Origin of the sequence: Rhizobium sp. BK418, assembly GCF_004341105.1 — a bacterium.
Lineage (GTDB): Bacteria > Pseudomonadota > Alphaproteobacteria > Rhizobiales > Rhizobiaceae > Rhizobium.
Map to the genome: position 1 here is coordinate 349,257 of NZ_SLZK01000002.1, position 20,189 is coordinate 369,445.

Below are 20,189 nucleotides of genomic sequence, written 5' to 3' on the forward strand. Positions count from 1 at the left end.
GGCCAACGATTGCAGCGAGGCTCACTTGCTTCCGGTCGTATCCTGCGGGTCGAGCAGGCGATGCATATGAACGATGAAATAACGCATATGCGCGTTGTCGACCGTCTGTTGCGCCTTGCCCTTCCAGGCCGTCAGTGCCGAAGCATAGTCGGGGAAAATACCGACAATATCGAGATCCTTGAGATCCCGAAACTGGATGCCTTCGAGGCTTTCGAGTTCGCCACCAAATACGAGATGCAGGAGCTGCTTTTTACCGCCGGAGTCCGTCATTTTTATTCTCTTTCCGATTATTCTCCTCCGGCTCCTCATCTGAGGGATTTTGACGGAAACGTCAACCGTCTCGTAGCTGAGTGAGCAAGTCAAGATATTCGTGGAGACGGGTAATTGAAGCTGCACAAAGAGCGTCGTGACTGACTTTTTCTGTATTATAGATTGCCGATCGACCCGAGAGATCGACAAGGCGGCCACCCGCGCGATCCAGAATGAGATCAGCAGCGGCAATATCCCAGTCGTGCGCGTTGTGCCCGACAAACGTTGCGTCCAGACGTCCATCGGCGACCATGGCGATACGGTAGGCGAGCGAAGGGATATGTTTGACGCGCTCGCTGCGCTCTCGCACGGCTGCCGGCAGAGCCTTGAACAGTTCCTCGCCGATAGCAAACTGGCTGATATCGCCTTTGCCGCGCCTGGATACGGCGATCGGCTCGCCGTTTTTCAGTGCAGGACCACCCTCCACTGCCTCGTAAAGTTCGTCCAATGCAGGCGCATAAAGCACGCCAGCTACGGGGCGGCCGCGATGGACGATGCTGATGCTCACACACCAGAGGTTCTTGCCGGCCAGAAATGCCCGCGTGCCATCAATCGGATCAACGATAAACAGCGTCTCATATTGCAGGCGGCCGGCATCATCGTCCGTCTCCTCCGACAGCCATCCATAGTTCGGCCGCGCATTGCGCAGGATGGTCTCGAGCTTTTCGTTGGCAGCGAAATCGGCGGCGCTGACGGGTGATCGGTCTTCGTTCTTCCACCAGACTTCCGGCGACTTGTTGAAGAAGCCGAGTGCGACGGCGCCTGCCTGTTTCGCGGCATCGGCAATCAGCATGAGATCGCCTTGCCAGCGGGACTGTTCCACGTCGCTCATCGCATCGATCCGTTCGTCAGCGGCCCGCAAGCGTCATGCCTTCAATGGCGAAGGTCGGAGCCGCCACACCGAACTTGCGGTCGATGTCATTGGCGAGCGTCAGCCGCATGAACATGTCCTTGAGGTTCGAGGCAATCGTCACCTCCGACACCGGGAAGGTCAGCTCACCGTTTTCGATCCAGAACCCGGTCGCACCGCGACTATATTCGCCGGTGATCATGTTGACGCCCTGGCCGATCAGTTCCGTCACATAGAAGCCGTTGCCGACGCTGCGGATCAGCTCTTCCGGCGAGATGTCGCCAGGTTCCAACGCTAGGTTGGTTGACGCTGGCGTAACCGACGTGCCACCGCGCACACCGCGGCCATTGGTCTCGAGACCACCAATCTCACGCGCTGTGGATGTGGACAGAAACCAGTGCTTGAGTACCCCATCCTCGATCATCACGAGCCGTTCGCCGGACACACCTTCGCCATCGAATGGACGGGAAGACGGTCCACGCACGATCAGCGGATCGTCCGTTATCGACAGGCCTGCCTTCAACACCTGCTGGCCCATCTTGTCACGCAGGAAACTCATCTTGCGGGCGACCGAAGCGCCGTTGATGGCGCCGGCAATGTGGCCGACGAACCCACGAGCGATGCGCGGATCGAAGATGACGGTAATGTCCTTGCCGGTTGGCACCTGCCGCGGATTGATACGCTTGATGGCGCGCTCGCCGGCCCGGCGGCCGATTTCGGCTGGATCGTCGAGATCGGCATGATAGAGGCGGCTGTCGAAATCATAGTCCCGCTCCATGCCGGTGCCTTCACCGGCAATGACGCTGACGGAATTGCCGAAGCGCGACGCCATATAACTGCCTTCGAAGCCGTGCGAGGTGGCAAGCACCAGTCCGCCCATGCCGGCGGAGGCACCAGCGCCGGAGGAGTTGGTGACGCCTTTCACGGCAAGCGCTGCGGCTTCGGCGGCAAGGGCAGCCTCGCGCAGCTGCTCGGCGCTGACCTCGGTCGTGTCCAGAAGCTGCAGGTCGGGATAGGTCTTTGCCAGCCTGTTTTCGTCAGCCAGGCAGGCGAACGGATCTTCCGGCGAGACTTTGGCCATGGCGACCGCACGCTCAGCCATCGCCTGCAGATCGAAGCCCGGATTTGCGGAAACACTTGCAACCCGTTTGCCGATGAAGACACGCAGCGAAAAGTCGTCGCTTTCCGAGGATTCTGTTCCTTCGACTTTGCCTAAACGAACGCTCACCGATTGCGCGCGCGAGCGGACAACCACGGCGTCTGCTGCATCGGCGCCTGCTTTCTTCGCCAGATCGATCAGTTGACTTGCGCGGGAAAGAAGTGTCGAGGAATCGATTTCAGAGGACATGATTTGGCCTTTCCTTCCAGTTCCATTTATTGTGCACTCCTGAAAGCATCAAGGCCGTGGATGCCGATTCTTTTCCTGGCTGCCTGCTTGCTCCGCCATCGAAAGAAATGAAGCATGTCCGCACCCAACGCGCTTTTCACCGAAACCATCCTGCTGCTCGGCGGCGCCGTCGTCGCCGCCCCTATTTTCAAGAAGCTGGGTCTCGGCACGGTGCTCGGCTACCTGGCGGCAGGCATCGTCATCGGACCGGTCTTCCACGGCATTACCGACGGCGAGCAAATCCTCGACGTTGCCGAACTGGGCGTCGTCTTCCTGCTCTTCATCATCGGGCTTGAACTGAAGCCATCACGCCTCTGGCAGATGCGACGCGACATCTTCGGTCTCGGCACGGCACAGGTGATGGTGACGGGTCTGGCCTTGACTGGGCTTGCCTGGGCTTCCGGCGTCCTAGGCTGGCGCGGCAGCATCGTTGCCGGTTCCGGGCTGGCGCTCTCCTCGACTGCCTTTGCCATGCAGATCCTAGAAGGCGATGGAGACGTGAACACGCGCTATGGGCAACGCTCTTTCTCCATGCTGCTCTTTCAGGATCTCGCGATCGTGCCGCTTTTGGCTGTCGTCACCATTCTCGACGGCAACAAGGGCAGCGGCAATCCGCTTGTCGACTTCGGCGTCTCGGTGGCAGCCGTCGCCGGGATGATCGTCATGGGAAGATACCTGCTGACACCCCTCTTTCAGGTTATCGCCCGTACCGGCGCACGCGAAGCGATGATCGCAGCCGCTCTGTTCGTCGTCTTGGGATCGGCAAGCCTGATGCAGCTTGCCGGACTTTCGATGGCGATGGGCGCCTTCCTGTCCGGCGTCATGCTGGCGGAATCCTCCTACCGCCATGAGCTGGAAGCCGATATCGAGCCTTTCCGCGGCGTGCTCCTCGCTATCTTCTTCATTGCCGTCGGCCTGTCGCTGCAACTCGACGTGCTGATCGACAATGCTCTCTTCATCATCGTCGCCGTGCCGATCATCATGGCCGTCAAGGCGCTGATCATCTATGCGCTTTGCCGGCTGACGCGCTCTTCGCACGACGATGCGGTGCGCATCGCCTTCCTCCTGCCGCAAGGCGGCGAATTCGGCTTCGTGCTCTTCACCGCGGCTGCCGTTGCCGGGCTGATGCCGAGCAGCACCGCTTCGCTTCTCGTGGCAATCGTCACGCTTTCCATGGCGCTGACGCCGCTCGGTGCTGCCCTTTCCCAGCGAATGCTGACAGGGGAAGATCATGAGGAGCTCGATGAGGATTTCGAGGGCGCGGGCGCAGATGTGCTGATGGTCGGCTTCTCGCGTTTCGGCCAAATCGCTGCGCAGATCCTGCTTGCCGGCGGCCGGAGCGTCACAGTCATCGACTTTTCGGCCGACCGCATCCGGCAGGCGTCCTCCTTCGGTTTCCGCATCTATTTTGGTGACGGCACACGCAAGGATGTGCTGCGCTCGGCGGGCATCGACCGGGCAAAGATCGTGCTCGTCTGCACCCAAAAGAAGGAGATCACCGACAAGGTGGTCGAACTGATCCAGGCCGACTACCCGCAGACGACGCTCTTCGTGCGTTCCTATGATCGTATTCACTCGATCGAACTGCGTAACAAGGGCGTCGATTACGAGCTGCGCGAAACGCTGGAATCCGGTTTGCTGTTCGGCCGGCGGACGCTGGAAGCGCTCGGCGTTGCCGAGATGGATGCCTATGAGATCGGCGAAGACATTCGCAAGCGCGACGAGGCCCGGCTGGTGCTGCAGGTTTCCGAGGGACTGCAGGCGGGACGGGATCTCCTGTTTTCAACACCGATCCGTCCGGAGCCGCTGGTCAAGCCGAAACGCGCAGCCGATCCCTTTGCCGACGATCCGCTGGCAGCCAGGTCCGACGTGACGGCGGATGCCTAAAGGCCTGCGGCACTCAGCGCTTCAACCGCGCCTCGATTTCCCGGTCGAGGGCGTATTTCAATTCGTCCTTCACACCGACGGACATGGCAAGCACGTCGCGCGCCTTCAGGAAATCCATGACGCCGGTGCGGCCGACCGTGGGGCGAAGAAAGATATGCGGCCGCGAGAGCCTCAGCTTCAGCGAAATTGCCGTTTGCATCATCAGCTGACCGGAGCCGAAGATGCTTTCCATGCGGTTCGGGATATGAGTGCCGTCGCCTTCGGGTGCGCCGACGACATCGATGCCCACGACAATATCGGCAAGGTCCATCAGGCATTCATAAGGCACGGGATTGGAGATGCCCCCGTCGATCATTACCCGGCCATGCAGCCTGACTGGCATGAAGACGGCAGGAATGGCCGATGATGCGGCGAGCGCTGGAAAAAGCTGACCCTGTTCGACGATGACCTCGTTCTGGCCGTAATAGTCCGTGGTGACGACTTTCATCGGCACCAGGAGATCTTCGAAACGCTGCGGCAGTTCCGAGGGCAGGAACGCCTTCAGGATGCGTTCGAGATTGAACTGGCCGATGCGGATACCCTTAGCCACGGCATCCCGCACGGTCGTTGGCCGTAGGCCCCAGATACGGCTGACGACGGCCGCCTTGTTGCCGACAGTTGCCAGCGCATGTTCGCGGATTTCCGCGCCGGACATGCCGGCGCCCATGCCAGCGCCCATGATGGCGCCGATGGAGGAGCCTGATATCGCCACTGGACGAATACCGAGTTCATCCAGCGTTTCGATGACATGAATATGTGAGAGGCCGCGCGCACCACCGCCGCCGAAGGCGACAGCTATCGTCGGGAGATCGCTGATCGCAGGTGACTTCGGACTGATGATTTCCGCCTGCGGCACGATTTGCTGCCCCCAACGCGCCGACTACTGCGGCTGATACCGGAAGAAATGCACTCTGGTATCGCCGAATATTCGGTTTTCGAGAAAAACATAGGAAGGATGCACCGAAACTGCAACATCTGCGCGTTCTTCCAGGACGGTAATCGCGCCCGGCTTGAGCCAGCCGCCTTCGGCAGCTGCTGCCAAGGCCTTCTCGCCCAGCCCTCTGCCATAGGGCGGATCGGCGAAGAGCATATCGAAGGGCTCGAGATTGCCGATGCTGCCGAGATCGGTCGCATCACGACGCAGGATGCGCGTCCTGCCATGCAAGCCGAGCGCATCGATATTTTCCCAGAGAAGCGCTCTGCCCTCGACACTGTTTTCGACAAACAGCGCATGGCGACAGCCGCGTGAGACGGCTTCGAGGCCGACCGCGCCGGTACCCGCGAACAGATCGAGGATCCGGGTGCCGTCAACGCATTCCGGATAGGCATGGCTCAGAATATTGAACAGGCTCTCACGCGTCCGGTCCGCAGTCGGCCGAATGTCGTTGGATTTTGGTACGGCAAGCGGCCGTCCGCGAAACTCACCGCCGACGATCCGCACCGCGCGTCATTCCCTTACCTTTCGCACCACCTCTGGACGGCCCGCCCGAAGGCTTGCCGCCACCACCCGGCCGATCGCCTTTCGGCTTGCCGGAGAAACCCTTTGCCCCACGGGGCTTGTCCCCAAAAGGCTTGTCACCGCGTGAACGTTCCGAACGGCCCTCGCCGCCAAAGCTTCTACCCGTACGGGAACGCTCGCCGCCCTCTTCGCGAGAGCGGAAAGGACGCGAACCCTCTTCACCTTCGGTGCGTGGGCGATGCTCGCCACGCGGCTTGGCACCAGAAGGTTTGTCTCCACGCGGACGGTCAGAACGGCTCTCGCCGCCGAAACTCCTCGCTGGACGCGAAGAGCGTTCGCCACCATCCTCACGCGGGCGGTCGCGGAAGGAACGCGGGCGCTCTTCTCCGTCCGTGCGCGGACGGCGCTCGCCACGCGGCTTGTCTCCGAAAGACTTGTCGCCGCGCGGTCGTTCCGAGCGGCCTTCGCCACCAAAGCTTCTCTTGCGCGGACGATCGCCGCCCTCTTCACGTGCAGGATGATCGCCGAAAGAGCGCTTGCGGCCGAAACCTTCATCCTCGTCGCGTTTGCGGGGCGCCTCGCTCGAGCGAATCCATTCGCCATCCTCTTCATGGACGCGATTGATCTGCAGGCGCGGGCGATCGCTCGTGCGGTCGAAGCGCGGCTCCTTTGCCGGGGCGGCCGTTTCGCCGCGACGGCGGGCGGTCTGCGCATTCTTCGCGGCCTTGGCCGCTGCCTTCTCGCCGAGCGGACGCGCACCTGGCGCCATCCAGACATTGGCGTTGCGACGGCTGCCGAGAGCCGGACGCTTCGGGCGGTCATCGTCGCCGCGGCGGTCGTCTCTACGATCATCCCGCCGACGATCGTCGCGCTTGGTATCAAGACGGCTCAAAGCGCGTTCGCGCTTGTCTTCGTCACGGCGCGGGCGTTCGCGGCGCTCCTGCACCGGTTCCTCGGTCTCTTCGGCAGCAACGGCCGGCGCGTTATAGATCGGCGCGTCGAAATTCGCTTTGGCATCCTCGATCAGGCGCGGGCCAAGCTGATCGCGCAACGTGCGGCCACGCACTTCGATCACCTGACCCTCGGGCAGTTCACCGAGCTGGAAAGGACCGTAGGAAACGCGGATCAGGCGATTGACGTCGAGGCCGAGCGCGCCGAGCACGTTCTTGATTTCGCGGTTCTTGCCTTCGCGTAGGCCCATGGTGATCCAAACATTGGATCCCTGGGTGCGGTCGAGCGTCGCCTCGATGGAGCCGTAGAGAACGCCGTCGACGGCAATGCCGTCCTTCAGCTTGTCGAGCGCTTTCTGATCGATCTCGCCATGGGCGCGCACGCGGTAGCGGCGCAGCCAGCCGGTGGTTGGCAGTTCCAACGCGCGGGCAAGGCCGCCGTCATTGGTCAGCAGCAGCAGGCCTTCGGTGTTGATATCGAGACGGCCGATCGACATGACGCGCGGAAGCTCTTCCGGCAGGTTGTCGAACACGGTAGGGCGGCCCTCGGGATCGGAATTCGTCGTCACGAGGCCCGGCGGCTTGTGGTAGAGCCAGAGGCGCGTGCGCTCGATACCACGAATCGGCACGCCATCAACTTCGATCTTATCTTCGAGTGTGACGTTGACGACGGGCGTGTCGAGGAGCTTGCCGTTCAGCGTGACGCGGCCGTCCATGATCATGCGTTCGATATCGCGGCGGGAGGCAACGCCGGCGCGCGCCATCACCTTGGAGATGCGTTCTGCCTTGGCTTCGCCATCCGTTTCATTAGCGGCCACTTTCGCGGCTGCGGCCTTTGCCGGCTTGTCGCTACCGGCCTTCGGGCCGCTTTTCGACCGCGCGTCACGCGCAGGGGGCCGTGCGCCCGGGCGTTTTGGCTTGTCTTTGGGTGTCATTTGTTGTTTGCCTGCCTTTTCGGCCTGTCTATCAGGTCGCGCACCTGCGGTTAAGTGGAAATTCTTGCGAACGTGAAGACAAATCGATTTATGGAGATGGCGTTAGAGGAAGCGCGCGCTGCGGGAGACCGCGGCGAAGTGCCGATCGGCGCCGTTGTCGTGGTCGATGGCGAAGCGATCGCAAGCTCCGGAAACCGCACCCGGGAACTCAACGACGTGACCGCCCATGCCGAAATCGCCGCCATTCGCATAGCTGCCGACAGGCTCGGCCAGGAGCGGCTCGTCGGTGCCGATCTCTATGTGACCCTGGAACCCTGTACGATGTGTGCGGCGGCGATTTCATTTGCCCGTATCCGCAGGCTTTATTACGGCGCGGAGGATCCGAAAGGTGGCGCGGTCGACAATGGCGTGCGCTTTTATGCGCAGCCGACCTGCCATCATGCGCCGGAGGTCTATTCCGGCTTCAACGAGACCGAATCCGCTGACATGCTGAGGACATTCTTTTCGGAGAAACGAGACACGCCTTGATGCCCGTTAGGAATCACCGGGCTCCTTGTCGTCTGCGGCTGTCTCACGTCGCGCAGACGCCACACCGGTTCACTGAGGACCAGCGATAGCGGGTTTTATTGAAGGATCTGCCACCATTTGGTGCCGCTGCCGGCAACGGCCGCGTCCTTCTTACGCTGCTTGTCTTTCTTCTGCTCCGGCGTGCCCAGATCGTCGAGCTTTGCCGGATCATCGACCGCGCGATATTCGGTCGGCGGATCGGAAATGTAGCGGCGCTGGTCGATATAGGCGCCCTTCTGCAGGGCGCGCGCTTCACGATATGCCTTGGTCTGGGCTTCGGTCGTCTGGCGTCCGCCCTCGATGGCGGAACTGGCAAGCGGCGAACGATAGGCTGGATTGTCCGAATTTTCGTCGGCTTCCTTGACGAGACGCTGGCGGGCTTCTTCAGGCGATTCAACCCACTGCGGATTGTCCTTATTGGCAACGGTTTGCTGCGGCTGGACGAGAGTTTCCTTCTGGTCCTTCGCGGGCATGACGAGCGTCGGACGCGGCGTGTATTTCACACCGGCATTTTTCGGGCCTGGGCCAGTCAGTGAAACGGATTGGCCGAGGTCGTCGGCAAGCTGTTCCATGGCGGTCTTGTCGGTGCCGTAAGTCGGGCTGCTGGCGCAACCTGACATCAAGGAGCTTCCCGCCATCACAAGAGACAGGCAGGCGCCCAAACGGAACCAATGCGTCGCTAACATGAAAACCCTTCCCGCATGCCGGAATCAGTACTGCCCACCGGACAATCGTCCCCCTGACGCAAAAATCCGGCCATTTTCAGGCAGCTTTTACCGGATGAACGCCACAAAGGCAATTCACCCGGCAAATATCTTCAGGCCCGGATACCGAGTTCGCGCAATGCCGCAGCGTCACGCGCCGAGACATCGGGATAATCAGGGTCGGAGCCGACATCGGTTGTGATGCGCCACGAACGGGCGCATTTGACGCCTTCGGCAAGCTTCGGAACGACGGCGACTTCGGGGACTTCGGCCAAGCGGAAGGCTTCAGCCGGGCCAGCGCTCGCCTCGACCTTGATGCCCGAGGTGATGCAAACTTCGCTGAAATCCTGACCTTCGAGCGCCTTCAACAGTTCCGCGTCGGCGACATAGACGACGGGGGCTGCTTCCAGCGACGAGCCGATGCGCTTGTCCTTGCGTTCGATTTCGAGCGCTCCGGTCACGACGCTGCGGATCGCGCGGATCTTCTTCCATTTCTCAGCCAGCGCGTCGTTGTGCCATTCCTTCGCAACCGGAGCAAACTGCTCCAGATGTACGGAGACGGCCGACGGATTGCGCGAGAGCCATGCTTCTTCGGTCGTGAAAGGCAGCATCGGGGCGAGCCAGGTCACCATACAATCGAAGATCATGCGGATGACATAGAGCGCCGAGCGGCGGCGAAGGCTGGAGGGCGCATCGCAGTAGAGCGCATCCTTGCGGACGTCGAAATAGAAGGCCGAGAGCTCGACATTGGCAAAATCGATCAATGCGCGGGCGATCTTCTTGAAGTCGAAGGCGTCGTAGTTTTCACGCACGAGCTGATCAAGCTCAGAGAGGCGATGCAACATCAGTTGCTCCAGCTCCGGCAGATCGGAAAGTGAGATGACTTCGCCCTTGTCGTGCGCCAGCGTGCCGAGCATCCAGCGGATGGTGTTGCGCAGCTTACGATAGGCATCGACATTGGTCTGGATAATCGTCTTGCCGACACGCAAATCGTCCGCATAGTCAGAGGTCATGACCCAGAGACGCAAGATGTCGGCGCCGGCATCTTTCATCACTTCCTGCGGCGAAGTGACGTTACCCTTCGACTTCGACATCTTCTCGCCCTTCTCGTCCATGGTGAAACCATGAGTGAGGACGGCATTATAAGGCGCGCGGCCACGGGTGGCAGCCGATTCCAAGAGCGAGGAGTGGAACCAACCGCGATGCTGGTCGGAACCTTCAAGATAGAGATCGGCCGGCCACTTCAAGTCGGGGCGGTCTTCCAGGGTAAAGGTGTGGGTGGAGCCCGAGTCGAACCAGACGTCGAGAATATCCATGACCTGCGACCACTTGGACGGATCATGCTCGTTGCCGAGGAAGCGCTCCTTGGCGCCTTCGGCAAACCAGGCATCGGCGCCTTCGGCATCGAACGCGTCAAGGATGCGCTGGTTGACGGCATCATCCTGCAACACTTCACCATGCTCGTCGACGAAGACGCAGATCGGTACGCCCCATGCGCGCTGGCGAGACAGAACCCAATCCGGGCGCTGCTCGATCATGGCGCGCAGACGGTTCTGGCCGGCAGCGGGCACGAAGCGGGTATCGTCGATCGCCTTCAGCGCGCGGGTGCGCAGCGTCGTTCCGTCCGCCAGCGTCTTGTCCATATAGACGAACCACTGCGGCGTGTTGCGGAAGATGACCGGCTTTTTGGAGCGCCAGGAATGCGGATACTGGTGCTTCAGGCGGCCACGGGCAAAAAGTGTGTTGCGTTCGATCAGCGCCTTGATGACGCGGTCGTTGGCATCGCCCTTCTTGCCATTGTCGTCGATGACTCGTGCGCCTTCGAAGCCGGGGGCGTCAGCCGTGTAGAAACCGCCATCGTCAACCGGGAACGGGATCTTGGTCTCGATACCGCGTGCCTCGATCTCGCGGCCGTGCGCCATCCAGACATCGAAGTCTTCGCGGCCGTGGCTCGGCGCGGTATGCACGAAACCGGTACCGGCATCATCAGTGACATGATCGCCATCGAGCAGCGGTACGGCGAATTCGTAGCCGCCGCCGAGGCCCTTAAGCGGATGGGCGCAGGTGATGCCAGAGAGATCGGCAGCCGTGACGTCGGAAAGGCGCTTATACTGCAGCTTTGCCTTGGCGAAACATTCTTCGGCGAGCTTGTCGGCGAAAACAAGCTTCTCACCCGGGCGCGGACCAAATTCGTTCTCGGCGGCCGTCACTTCGTAAAGGCCGTAGGCAACGCGCGAGGAATAGGCGATCGCCCGGTTGCCAGGGATCGTCCAGGGCGTTGTGGTCCAGATGACGACGAAGGCATCCTTGAGACCATCAGAGCCCTTTGCGACCGGGAACTTCACCCAGATCGTGTCGCTCTCATAATCATGGTACTCGACTTCGGCTTCCGCCAGCGCCGTGCGCTCGACGACCGACCACATGATCGGCTTGGAGCCGCGATAGAGCTGGCCGCTCCTGGCGATCTTCAACAGTTCGCCGGCGATGCGGCTTTCCGCGTGGAAGTTCATCGTCAGGTACGGGTTTTCGAAATCGCCTATTATGCCGAGGCGCTGGAACTCGCCGCCTTGGATGGCGATCCATTTTTCGGCATAGGCGCGGCATTCGCGGCGGAATTCGATCATCGCCGACGGTTCGGTCAGGTCAGGCTTGGCCTTGCCCTTGGCGCGGTAGTTTTCTTCCTCGATCTTCCATTCGATCGGCAGGCCGTGGCAGTCCCAGCCGGGAACGTAGTTGGAATCGTAACCGCGCATCTGGAAGGAGCGGGTGATGACATCCTTGAGGATCTTGTTCAGCGCGTGGCCGATATGGATGTTGCCATTCGCATAGGGCGGGCCGTCGTGCAGGACGAATTTTTCGCGGCCGGCGGCGGACGCACGCAGCTTCTTGTAGAGGTTCATCTGCTGCCAGCGGGCAACGAGTTCCGGCTCCTTCTGCGGCAGGCCGGCGCGCATCGGGAAATCCGTCTCGGGCAGATAGAGGGTCTTCGAGTAATCGATCTTTTCGGCTGTATCGGTCATGTGTGACAATCGTTTCTGGCGGCCCGGATGGGCGCGCGGATATCAAATCTATGGTGACGGAAAGCGCTTGCTCAGCTCAAGCGCCAAAAACCCGGACCTTCCGGCCGCTCAGCGCGCGCGGAAGACCGGGCCGATAATTCGTATCGAATGCGCCAGCCGGATTTTACTCATCGCGCCGGTTCATAGGCGCTTTTCAGCGGAAAAGGAAGAGGGATTTCAGTCCTTCGCCTTCACGAAAAGCCGCAGCAGGACGCTTGCGGCTTGGCACCAGGCGGGCTCAGGCCCTTGCCGTTCCCCGTGCCGGCGCCAGCAGATTGACGATGACGGCGACGAGGATGTTCACCACCAGGGCCAGCAGGCCGATATAAATGGTGAAGGACGTATCCCCAAGGCTGATCGGTTGCAGCGGTTTCAGGCCGTTGATCCAGACGAGGAAGGTGCCGCCGAAGAAGCCGACAAACCAGCCGGCAAGCAGGCCGGGCGCGCGGAACCAGCCGGTGTAGAGGCCGAAGACAAGTGCAGGCAGCGTCTGCACGATCCATATGCCGCCCAGAAGCTGCAGATCGAGCGCAAACTGCGTAGGCAAGAAGATGACAACGAGCAGAGCACCGATCTTCACGACGAGCGAGGTCACCTTGGCGACCTTGGCCTCACCCGCTGGGGAGACTTCGGGGTCGATATAGGCCTTCCAGAAATTGCGGGTGAAAAGATTGGCCGCCCCGATGCTCATCACTGCCGCCGGCACCAGTGCGCCGATCGCAATCGCCGAGAATGCAAAGCCGGCAAACCAGCTCGGGAAGAGCGTTTGGAAAAGAGCCGGCACGACATCATTCGGGCTGTCGAGCTTCAGGTTGGCGGCGTGGCCCATATAGCCGAGCAAGGCGAGGAGGCCGAGTAGAAGCGTATAGGCCGGCAGCAGCACCGCATTCTTGCGGATCGTGTTGCCGCTGTTGGACGCGAAGATGCCAGTCAGCGTATGCGGATACATGAAGGCGGCGAGAGCCGAGCCGAGCGCCAGCGTCGCGTAGGCGACGTACTGGTTGGGGGCAAGCAGCAGGCTTCCCGATCCCTTGGCCTGGAAGGCGGCGTCGGCGGCGTTGAAGACATTGGCATAACCGCCGAGCTTCGAAGGGATCAGGGCGACTGCGGCTATCACCACGATATAGATCATGATGTCCTTGACGAAAGCGATCAGGGCCGGTGCGCGCAATCCCGCGGAATAGGTATAGAGCGCCAGCACGATGAAAGCGATGGCGAGCGGCAGTTCGCCATGCAGACCGAGCGCCTTGAAGACCGCCGCCATGCCGACCAGTTGCAGGGCGATGTAAGGCATGGTGGCGATGGCGCCGGTGATGGCTACCGCCAGCTCCAGCCCGCGCGAGCCATACTGGCCATGAACCACATCGGCAGCCGTGACGTAACCGAAATCCTTCGCCCGCTTCCAGAGCACTGGCATGACCATGAAGACGAAGGGGTAGACGATGATCGTATAGGGCAGCGCGAAGAAGCCATAAGCGCCGACGGTATAGACGAGCGCGGGCACCGCAATGATCGTATAGGCGGTGTAGAAATCGCCGCCGACAAGGAACCAGGTGATCCAGATACCGAAGCTGCGCCCGCCAAGGCCCCATTCATCGATGTGCGCAAGCGTTTCAGGTTTGCGCCAATGGGCGGCGATGAAGCCCATAACGGTGACCAACAGAAAGAAGAAGATAAAGATGGCAAGCGCCGTCATGTTGCTTTCAGTCGTCATGGCGCATGCTCCGATAGGCGATCCAGGTCAGGAACGCTGTTATCGGTACCCAGAGAAGCTGATACCAATAGAAAAAGGGGAAGCCGAGAACGACCGGGTCGCGGAAATTATAGAAGGGCACCCAGAGAAGCCCGATATAGGGGATGAGGAGCAGCCAGCAGGCTGCCGTTCCAAAACCTTTGTCCATGTCGAGATCGCCTTTCGAAGCTTGGGCGCAGTCGATCCGCGTCTTATCTCCAAAATGAAATATGCCCCGGCGACGGGTCGGCAAGCAGAAGACGGCTGCGATTTCGTTGCTTCCAATACAAAAAATTCAAAACCCCTGTCGATTTCCGGCTTGCCCGATCGTCTTTGACTTGCAGGCATGAAATTTCATCATGTCAGATCAAACCCGTCCGTAAGGAGTGATGAGGATATGAGCAGTTCCTATCGTTGGGTTATCGTCGCGGCCGGCGCACTGATGACGTGCGTGGCTCTCGGCGCCATGTTTTCTCTCGCAATTTTCCAGCAACCGATCGCCGACGCGACCGGCTGGTCGCATGCCGGTATCGCCAGCGCCATGACGCTGAATTTCATCGTCATGGGCATAGGTGGCTTCTTCTGGGGCGCTGCCAGCGACCGGTTCGGACCGCGCCCGGTGGTGCTGATCGGTGCCGTCATTCTCGGGCTGGCGCTGATGCTGGCCAGCCGCGCAGAAACGCTTCTGCAGTTCCAATTGACCTACGGCGTGCTCGTCGGCCTTTCAGCCAGCGCCTTTTTCGCGCCGATGATTGCCGCGACGACAGCGTGGTTCGACGAGAACCGCGGCCTTGCCGTCTCGCTGGTTTCGGCCGGCATGGGCGTTGCGCCGATGACGATCTCGCCCTTCGCGCGCTGGCTGATCACATCCTATGAATGGCGCCCGGCGATGATGATCATCGGCATCGGTGCGCTCATCCTGATGATCCCGGCCGCCCTTCTCGTACGCCAACGGCCGTCGCCGCCTGTCGATACGCATGAGGCAATCGTCTCAGGCGATGGCGGCGCCGCTGACCTTTGGACGGTTTTCCGTTCGCCGCAGTTCATCGTGCTCGGGCTCACCTTCTTTGCCTGCTGCGCCGCCCATTCCGGGCCGATCTTTCATATGGTGAACTATGCCACGCTCTGCGGCGTAGCCCCCATGGCCGCGGTCAGCATCTACAGTGTCGAGGGTCTTGCCGGTCTCGGCGGACGCCTGCTCTATGGCACGTTGGCGGACCGGATCGGTGTGAAGCGGGTGATCGTTGCAGGCCTGCTGATACAGGCAGCGGCGCTTGCGACCTATCTTGCCGTCAGCAAACTCGGCGAGTTCTACGCACTCGCCGTCATCTTCGGCAGTGCCTATGGTGGGGTGATGCCACTCTATGCCGTGCTGGCGCGCGAATATTTCGGCCCACGTATCATCGGCACGGTCTTTGGGGCAGCGACGATGCTGTCCAGCCTCGGAATGGCCTTCGGCCCGCTGGTCGGCGGGTGGATCTACGACACCTATGCCAACTACTCGTGGCTCTTTATCGGCTCCGCTCTGGTCGGGCTCGGTGCGGCAGCAATTGCACTCGCCTTCCCGCCGCTGCCGCGACCGAAGGCGCAGCCTGCACTCGGGGCAGCCTGAGCAGTTCTTCGCGTTTATGCAATTCCGGACGCAAAACGCCTATGCACTTTGCTGGAATTGTTCAGTCGAAACAGAGCTTCCGGTCGAGTTCGCCAAGTGGCCTCACACCCGAAAGCAGAGCCCTCGCCTCTTCCTCGTCGCGCTTCATCTGCGCGACGAGCGGATCAAGCCCGTCAAATTTCAGTTCCGGACGCAGATAGCCGAAGAAGGAGACCGAACAGGTCTGGCCATAGAGATCGCCGCTGAAATCAAAGAGATAGGTTTCTAGCAGCGGCGCGCCGTTTTCCGTCACCGTCGGGCGGCGGCCGTAGCTTGCCACCGCATCATAAAGCTTGCCGTTTTCGAGGCGGAAGCGAACGGCATAGATGCCCGCCGCAAGATCCACCTCCGGCGGCAGCTGCATATTGGCAGTCGGAAAACCGAGCTGGCGGCCAAGCTTTTCACCGCCAATCACCTTCGACTGCACCGTATAATGATAACCGAGCATGGCGGCGACGGCAGAGACGTCGCCTTCCTTCAGCAGCGCCCGGACATGGCTCGAGGAGACGACATCGGTATTCTCGTCGCGGAAGGCGTCGATCAGGGTGACGCCGAAGCCATATCTGTTGCCGGCATCCATCAGGAAGGCCGGCCCGCCCTCGCGGCCGCGGCCGAAATGGAAATCGAAGCCGGTCACCACCTGGGAGGCTCCGAGCCAGTCCTTCAGGATGGAATGAATGAAATCTTCCGCCGAACGCTGCGAAAAGTCGTAATCGAAGGGATATTCGATGACGGCGTTGAAGCCCATTTCCTCCAGGATGCGCGCCTTGAAGGGGGCGGGCGTCAGACGAAAGACCGGCGCATCCGGCTTGAAGACGGTACGCGGATGCGGCTCGAAGGTCAGCACGAGGGCGGGAATGCGACGCTCTCGTGCTATATCGAGCGCTCGGTTCAGCACGGATTGGTGACCGCGGTGAACGCCGTCGAAATTGCCGATGGCGATGACGCCGCCCTTCAGATGCTCGGGTAGCGGATCGCGGGTTTCATTGCGGTGAAATACGGTCATCGGCTTCATTTCTCTTATGCGAGGCGCGGCATCCACCACTTGGGTGCGGCTTTTTCCCGTTCGAGATAGGCGTGCAGGATCGCCTCGTCTGTCTCGCCGTTCAACGTATATTCCTTCGCGTGGATGCCACCGCTGATGTAGAGAAGATCGAGGCCATAATTCAAGGCGCCGCGAACGTCCGTCGGCATGCCGTCGCCGATCGCCAGCACGCGGTCAATAGGGAAGTCGCCGCGCACTTCACGGGCTGCGGCAAGCGTTGCCTCATAGATCGGCCGGTGCGGTTTGCCGGCAATACGGGTGGAGCCGCCGAGCTGCTCATAATAGGCGGCCATGGCGCCGGCGCAGGGAATGATGCGGTGGCCGCGCTCGACGACGAGATCGGGATTGGCGCAGATCATCGGCACGCCACGGGATTTGAAATCCAGCAGCATGTCCCTGTAATCCTCGGGCTTCTGTGTCTCGTCGTCGAAGAAACCAGTACAGACGACGGAGGTAGCTTCGCCGGCGGCGGCGCGCTCGATATCGAGGCCTTCGAGGATTGGACTGTCGCGTTCGGGGCCGAGCAGGAAAACCTCGCGCGGACCTTCGGCGATCAGCGCCCGGGTCACATCACCGGAGGTGACGATGCGGTCATAGGCGCCGTCGGGCACGCCGATCTGGCGCAACTGCTCGACGACCTGCCAGGAGACGCGGGGTGAATTGGTAATCAGAACGACGGCCAAGCCGGCGGCACGGGCGGCCTGCAGCGCCTCGCCGGCCTTGGGAAACGGATCGACGCCGTTATGCACGACGCCCCAGACATCGCAGAGCACCGCGTCATATCGATCGGTGATCTCGGAGAAGTTCGCAATCCGCTTTGCCATTCCGCTTTCCTGCTTCGCTTTCGGTCACCGGTGACATTGCAAAGGCGGACTTTAATGGCAAGGCATTTTCTGCATCGGAAGATGCCTGACGAAGGATAGTGAGCACGATAGGATCGAACCTATACCGTCCCGCCAAGGCTTATAAAAAAGCCGGACGCGGCCTGGGGCTCGGTAACCATATTGACGAATCCCGCCCGTCTCCACAATTCCGGCATAAAAATCCGTGAAGGCTCTTCTTGACTCCTTCCGGAGCCATCCCTAAATGCACGGCGCTAGCACTCACGGGAGTTGAGTGCTAACATTCTCCATGTGGGCCACCCGGTCCGCGAATGTCATTTGATCGAGGGATTAGACAATGGCAAGCACCAATTTCCGCCCGCTTCACGATCGCGTCGTCGTCCGTCGCGTTGAATCCGAAGAGAAGACCAAGGGCGGCATCATCATCCCGGATACCGCTAAGGAAAAGCCGCAGGAAGGCGAAATCGTCGCTGTCGGTTCCGGCGCTCGTGACGAGTCCGGCAAGGTCGTTCCGCTGGACGTGAAGGCTGGCGACCGCGTTCTGTTCGGCAAGTGGTCCGGCACCGAAGTCAAGATCAACGGCGAAGACCTTCTCATCATGAAGGAAGCCGACATCATGGGCATCATCGGCTGATCAGCCGGTTGTCTTTCACCTGTAATCGCTGACACCCCTTTTCAGGAGTTCTCAAAATGGCAGCTAAAGAAGTAAAATTCGGCCGCGGCGCGCGCGAAAAGATGCTGCGCGGCGTCGATATCCTCGCTGACGCAGTGAAGGTCACTCTCGGTCCGAAGGGCCGTAACGTCGTTATCGACAAGTCCTTCGGCGCTCCGCGCATTACCAAGGACGGTGTTTCGGTCGCCAAGGAAATCGAACTCGAAGACAAGTTCGAAAACATGGGCGCGCAGATGGTCCGCGAAGTTGCTTCGAAGACCAACGACGTCGCCGGCGACGGCACCACGACTGCAACGGTTCTTGCACAGGCCATCGTTCGCGAAGGCGCAAAGGCGGTTGCTGCCGGCATGAACCCGATGGACCTGAAGCGCGGTATCGACCTCGCTGTTGCTGAAGTCGTCAAGGATCTCCAGGCCAAGGCCAAGAAGATTAACACGTCGGAAGAAGTTGCCCAGGTCGGCACGATCTCCGCAAACGGCGAAAAGCAGGTCGGTCTCGACATTGCTGAAGCCATGCAGAAGGTCGGCAACGAAGGCGTCATCACCGTCGAAGAAGCCAAGACCGCCGAAACCGAACTCGAAGTCGTCGAAGGCATGCAGTTCGACCGCGGCTACCTGAGCCCGTACTTCGTCACCAACCCGGAAAAGATGGTTGCTGACCTCGAAGATGCCTTCATCCTCCTGCACGAAAAGAAGCTCTCGAACCTGCAGTCCATGCTCCCGGTTCTCGAAGCTGTCGTTCAGACCGGCAAGCCGCTCCTCATCATCGCTGAAGACGTCGAAGGCGAAGCTCTTGCGACCCTCGTCGTCAACAAGCTGCGCGGCGGCCTCAAGATTGCTGCCGTCAAGGCTCCGGGCTTCGGCGACCGCCGCAAGGCCATGCTCGAAGACATCGCCATCCTGACGGGCGGCACGGTCATCTCCGAAGACCTCGGCATCAAGCTCGAGTCTGTCACCCTCGACATGCTCGGCCGCACCAAGAAGGTCTCGATCTCCAAGGAAAACACCACGATCGTCGACGGCGCTGGCGCCAAGTCCGACATCGAAGGCCGTGTTGCTCAGATCAAGGCCCAGATCGAAGAAACCACTTCCGACTATGACCGCGAAAAGCTGCAGGAACGTCTTGCCAAGCTCGCTGGCGGCGTTGCCGTCATCCGCGTCGGCGGTTCGACGGAAGTCGAGGTTAAGGAGAAGAAGGACCGCATCGACGACGCTCTCAACGCGACGCGCGCTGCTGTTCAGGAAGGCATCGTCCCGGGCGGCGGCGTCGCGCTGCTGCGTTCTTCCACGAAGATCACCGCTAAGGGCGAAAACGACGACCAGGAAGCCGGCATCAACATCGTTCGCCGCGCTCTCCAGGCTCTGGTTCGCCAGATCGCTGAAAACGCTGGTGATGAAGCTTCGATCGTTGTCGGCAAGATCCTCGACAAGAACGAAGACAACTACGGCTACAACGCCCAGACGTCTGAATTTGGCGACATGATCTCCATGGGCATCGTCGACCCGGTCAAGGTTGTCCGTACGGCTCTGCAGAACGCAGCTTCGGTTGCTTCGCTGCTGATCACCACGGAAGCCATGATCGCCGAGCTGCCGAAGAAGGACGCTCCGGCAATGCCGGGCGGCATGGGCGGCATGGGCGGTATGGACATGATGTAAGACGCCGGAGGCGTCTTACAGCATAGTTCATAAAACCGCCCATCATCTAAAGTGGTTCAGCGCGTCAAGCGCGCTGAACAGGCGGTATGGACATGATGTAAGACGCTAGAGTCGTCTTACATCTGAACCAACTGGTTCGGTCTATGGAGGGCGGTCTTCGGACCGCCCTTTTCTTTATTCCGCTCTCTTCTATTCAACGATTCGAAAATGCTGCCTTGCTTAAGCATTTAATCAGGTCACTACATGCCGCTTCTGGACTGAAACTTTCGCGAGGCTTGCGTATCGTGTATTTTCCCAACTTAAGGAAATCCGGTCTCCGAGCCGCCTAATCTACGAAAACTGCCTGCTGTGGTGCGAGTGAAACCGTTTACACGACACAGAAATGAGAATTTTGCTCACGAGATTACTTGATCGCGTACAAATTCACTCAAAGTCCCAGTCATAA

General features: G+C 60.5%; 17 protein-coding genes. 5 read left to right on the forward strand and 12 right to left on the reverse strand.

The annotated features are described in order from the left end of the window. Nucleotides 1-21: 21 nt before the first annotated feature. The 3 genes from EV281_RS07735 to EV281_RS07745 all read right to left on the reverse strand — a co-directional run bounded on the left by EV281_RS07735 (nucleotide 22) and on the right by EV281_RS07745 (nucleotide 2,507). Entirely contained in the window at nucleotides 22-270 is a 249-nt protein-coding gene (locus EV281_RS07735; protein ID WP_132652485.1) for a DUF4170 domain-containing protein, read from the reverse strand. Between the two features lie 61 nt (nucleotides 271-331). Then, nucleotides 332-1,141, reverse strand: a complete 810-nt coding sequence (locus EV281_RS07740; RefSeq protein WP_132652487.1) for a 3'(2'),5'-bisphosphate nucleotidase CysQ — start codon at nucleotides 1,139-1,141, stop codon at nucleotides 332-334. Nucleotides 1,142-1,157: 16 nt separating this feature from the next. Further along, nucleotides 1,158-2,507, reverse strand: coding sequence for a TldD/PmbA family protein (locus EV281_RS07745; RefSeq protein ID WP_132652489.1), 1,350 nt, complete (start codon nucleotides 2,505-2,507; stop codon nucleotides 1,158-1,160). A gap of 114 nt (nucleotides 2,508-2,621) precedes the next feature. Between EV281_RS07745 and EV281_RS07750 the strand changes: the two genes are divergently transcribed. Then, nucleotides 2,622-4,433 carry a monovalent cation:proton antiporter-2 (CPA2) family protein gene (locus EV281_RS07750; RefSeq protein ID WP_132652491.1) on the forward strand — a complete coding sequence of 604 codons (1,812 nt, stop codon included), beginning with the start codon at nucleotides 2,622-2,624 and terminating at the stop codon, nucleotides 4,431-4,433. A gap of 13 nt (nucleotides 4,434-4,446) precedes the next feature. Here the strand turns inward: EV281_RS07750 and EV281_RS07755 are convergent, their stop codons facing one another. From EV281_RS07755 to EV281_RS07765, 3 genes are read right to left on the reverse strand one after another with little or no spacing between them, the layout of a single operon-like run. Continuing rightward, on the reverse strand, nucleotides 4,447-5,328 hold the full coding sequence (locus EV281_RS07755) for a patatin-like phospholipase family protein (RefSeq protein ID WP_132652492.1): 882 nt from the start codon (nucleotides 5,326-5,328) through the stop codon (nucleotides 4,447-4,449). Nucleotides 5,329-5,352: 24 nt separating this feature from the next. Further along, nucleotides 5,353-5,913, reverse strand: coding sequence for a 16S rRNA (guanine(966)-N(2))-methyltransferase RsmD (rsmD, locus tag EV281_RS07760; protein WP_132652494.1), 561 nt, complete (start codon nucleotides 5,911-5,913; stop codon nucleotides 5,353-5,355). Next, nucleotides 5,894-7,816 (reverse strand): pseudouridine synthase, encoded by a 1,923-nt coding sequence (locus tag EV281_RS07765; protein WP_132652496.1) that lies wholly within the window; start codon nucleotides 7,814-7,816, stop codon nucleotides 5,894-5,896. Before EV281_RS07765 ends, rsmD begins: the two co-directional genes overlap by 20 nt. A 90-nt stretch (nucleotides 7,817-7,906) precedes the next feature. On the opposite strand from EV281_RS07765, the gene EV281_RS07770 reads away from it, so the two are divergent. Next, nucleotides 7,907-8,344, forward strand: a complete 438-nt coding sequence (locus tag EV281_RS07770; protein ID WP_132653211.1) for a nucleoside deaminase — start codon at nucleotides 7,907-7,909, stop codon at nucleotides 8,342-8,344. Between the two features lie 95 nt (nucleotides 8,345-8,439). On the opposite strand, the gene EV281_RS07775 is transcribed toward EV281_RS07770, so the two are convergent. The 4 genes from EV281_RS07775 to EV281_RS07790 all read right to left on the reverse strand — a co-directional run bounded on the left by EV281_RS07775 (nucleotide 8,440) and on the right by EV281_RS07790 (nucleotide 14,047). Further along, nucleotides 8,440-9,069: a hypothetical protein gene (locus EV281_RS07775; RefSeq protein ID WP_132652498.1), complete on the reverse strand. Its 630-nt coding sequence runs from the start codon at nucleotides 9,067-9,069 to the stop codon at nucleotides 8,440-8,442. Between the two features lie 131 nt (nucleotides 9,070-9,200). Then, nucleotides 9,201-12,107 carry an isoleucine--tRNA ligase gene (ileS, locus tag EV281_RS07780; protein WP_132652500.1) on the reverse strand — a complete coding sequence of 969 codons (2,907 nt, stop codon included), beginning with the start codon at nucleotides 12,105-12,107 and terminating at the stop codon, nucleotides 9,201-9,203. A gap of 277 nt (nucleotides 12,108-12,384) precedes the next feature. Further along, nucleotides 12,385-13,860, reverse strand: coding sequence for a sodium:solute symporter family protein (locus EV281_RS07785; protein WP_132652501.1), 1,476 nt, complete (start codon nucleotides 13,858-13,860; stop codon nucleotides 12,385-12,387). Further along, nucleotides 13,850-14,047: a DUF3311 domain-containing protein gene (locus EV281_RS07790; RefSeq protein WP_132652503.1), complete on the reverse strand. Its 198-nt coding sequence runs from the start codon at nucleotides 14,045-14,047 to the stop codon at nucleotides 13,850-13,852. Before EV281_RS07790 ends, EV281_RS07785 begins: the two co-directional genes overlap by 11 nt. A 228-nt stretch (nucleotides 14,048-14,275) precedes the next feature. Here EV281_RS07790 and EV281_RS07795 point away from each other — a divergent pair, with 228 nt between their 5' ends. Then, nucleotides 14,276-15,490 carry an MFS transporter gene (locus EV281_RS07795; RefSeq protein ID WP_132652505.1) on the forward strand — a complete coding sequence of 405 codons (1,215 nt, stop codon included), beginning with the start codon at nucleotides 14,276-14,278 and terminating at the stop codon, nucleotides 15,488-15,490. Nucleotides 15,491-15,551: 61 nt separating this feature from the next. Here EV281_RS07795 and EV281_RS07800 read toward each other — a convergent pair whose 3' ends face one another. After that, nucleotides 15,552-16,535 carry a bifunctional riboflavin kinase/FAD synthetase gene (locus tag EV281_RS07800; RefSeq protein WP_132652506.1) on the reverse strand — a complete coding sequence of 328 codons (984 nt, stop codon included), beginning with the start codon at nucleotides 16,533-16,535 and terminating at the stop codon, nucleotides 15,552-15,554. Nucleotides 16,536-16,549: 14 nt separating this feature from the next. After that, nucleotides 16,550-17,398 (reverse strand): TIGR01459 family HAD-type hydrolase, encoded by an 849-nt coding sequence (locus EV281_RS07805; RefSeq protein WP_132652508.1) that lies wholly within the window; start codon nucleotides 17,396-17,398, stop codon nucleotides 16,550-16,552. A gap of 355 nt (nucleotides 17,399-17,753) precedes the next feature. Between EV281_RS07805 and groES the strand changes: the two genes are divergently transcribed. After that, complete coding sequence (gene groES / locus EV281_RS07810; protein ID WP_012706990.1) at nucleotides 17,754-18,050, forward strand: co-chaperone GroES; 297 nt, start codon at nucleotides 17,754-17,756, stop codon at nucleotides 18,048-18,050. Nucleotides 18,051-18,106: 56 nt separating this feature from the next. Next, nucleotides 18,107-19,744: a chaperonin GroEL gene (groL, locus tag EV281_RS07815; protein ID WP_132652510.1), complete on the forward strand. Its 1,638-nt coding sequence runs from the start codon at nucleotides 18,107-18,109 to the stop codon at nucleotides 19,742-19,744. The last annotated feature ends 445 nt before the right edge of the window (nucleotides 19,745-20,189 follow it).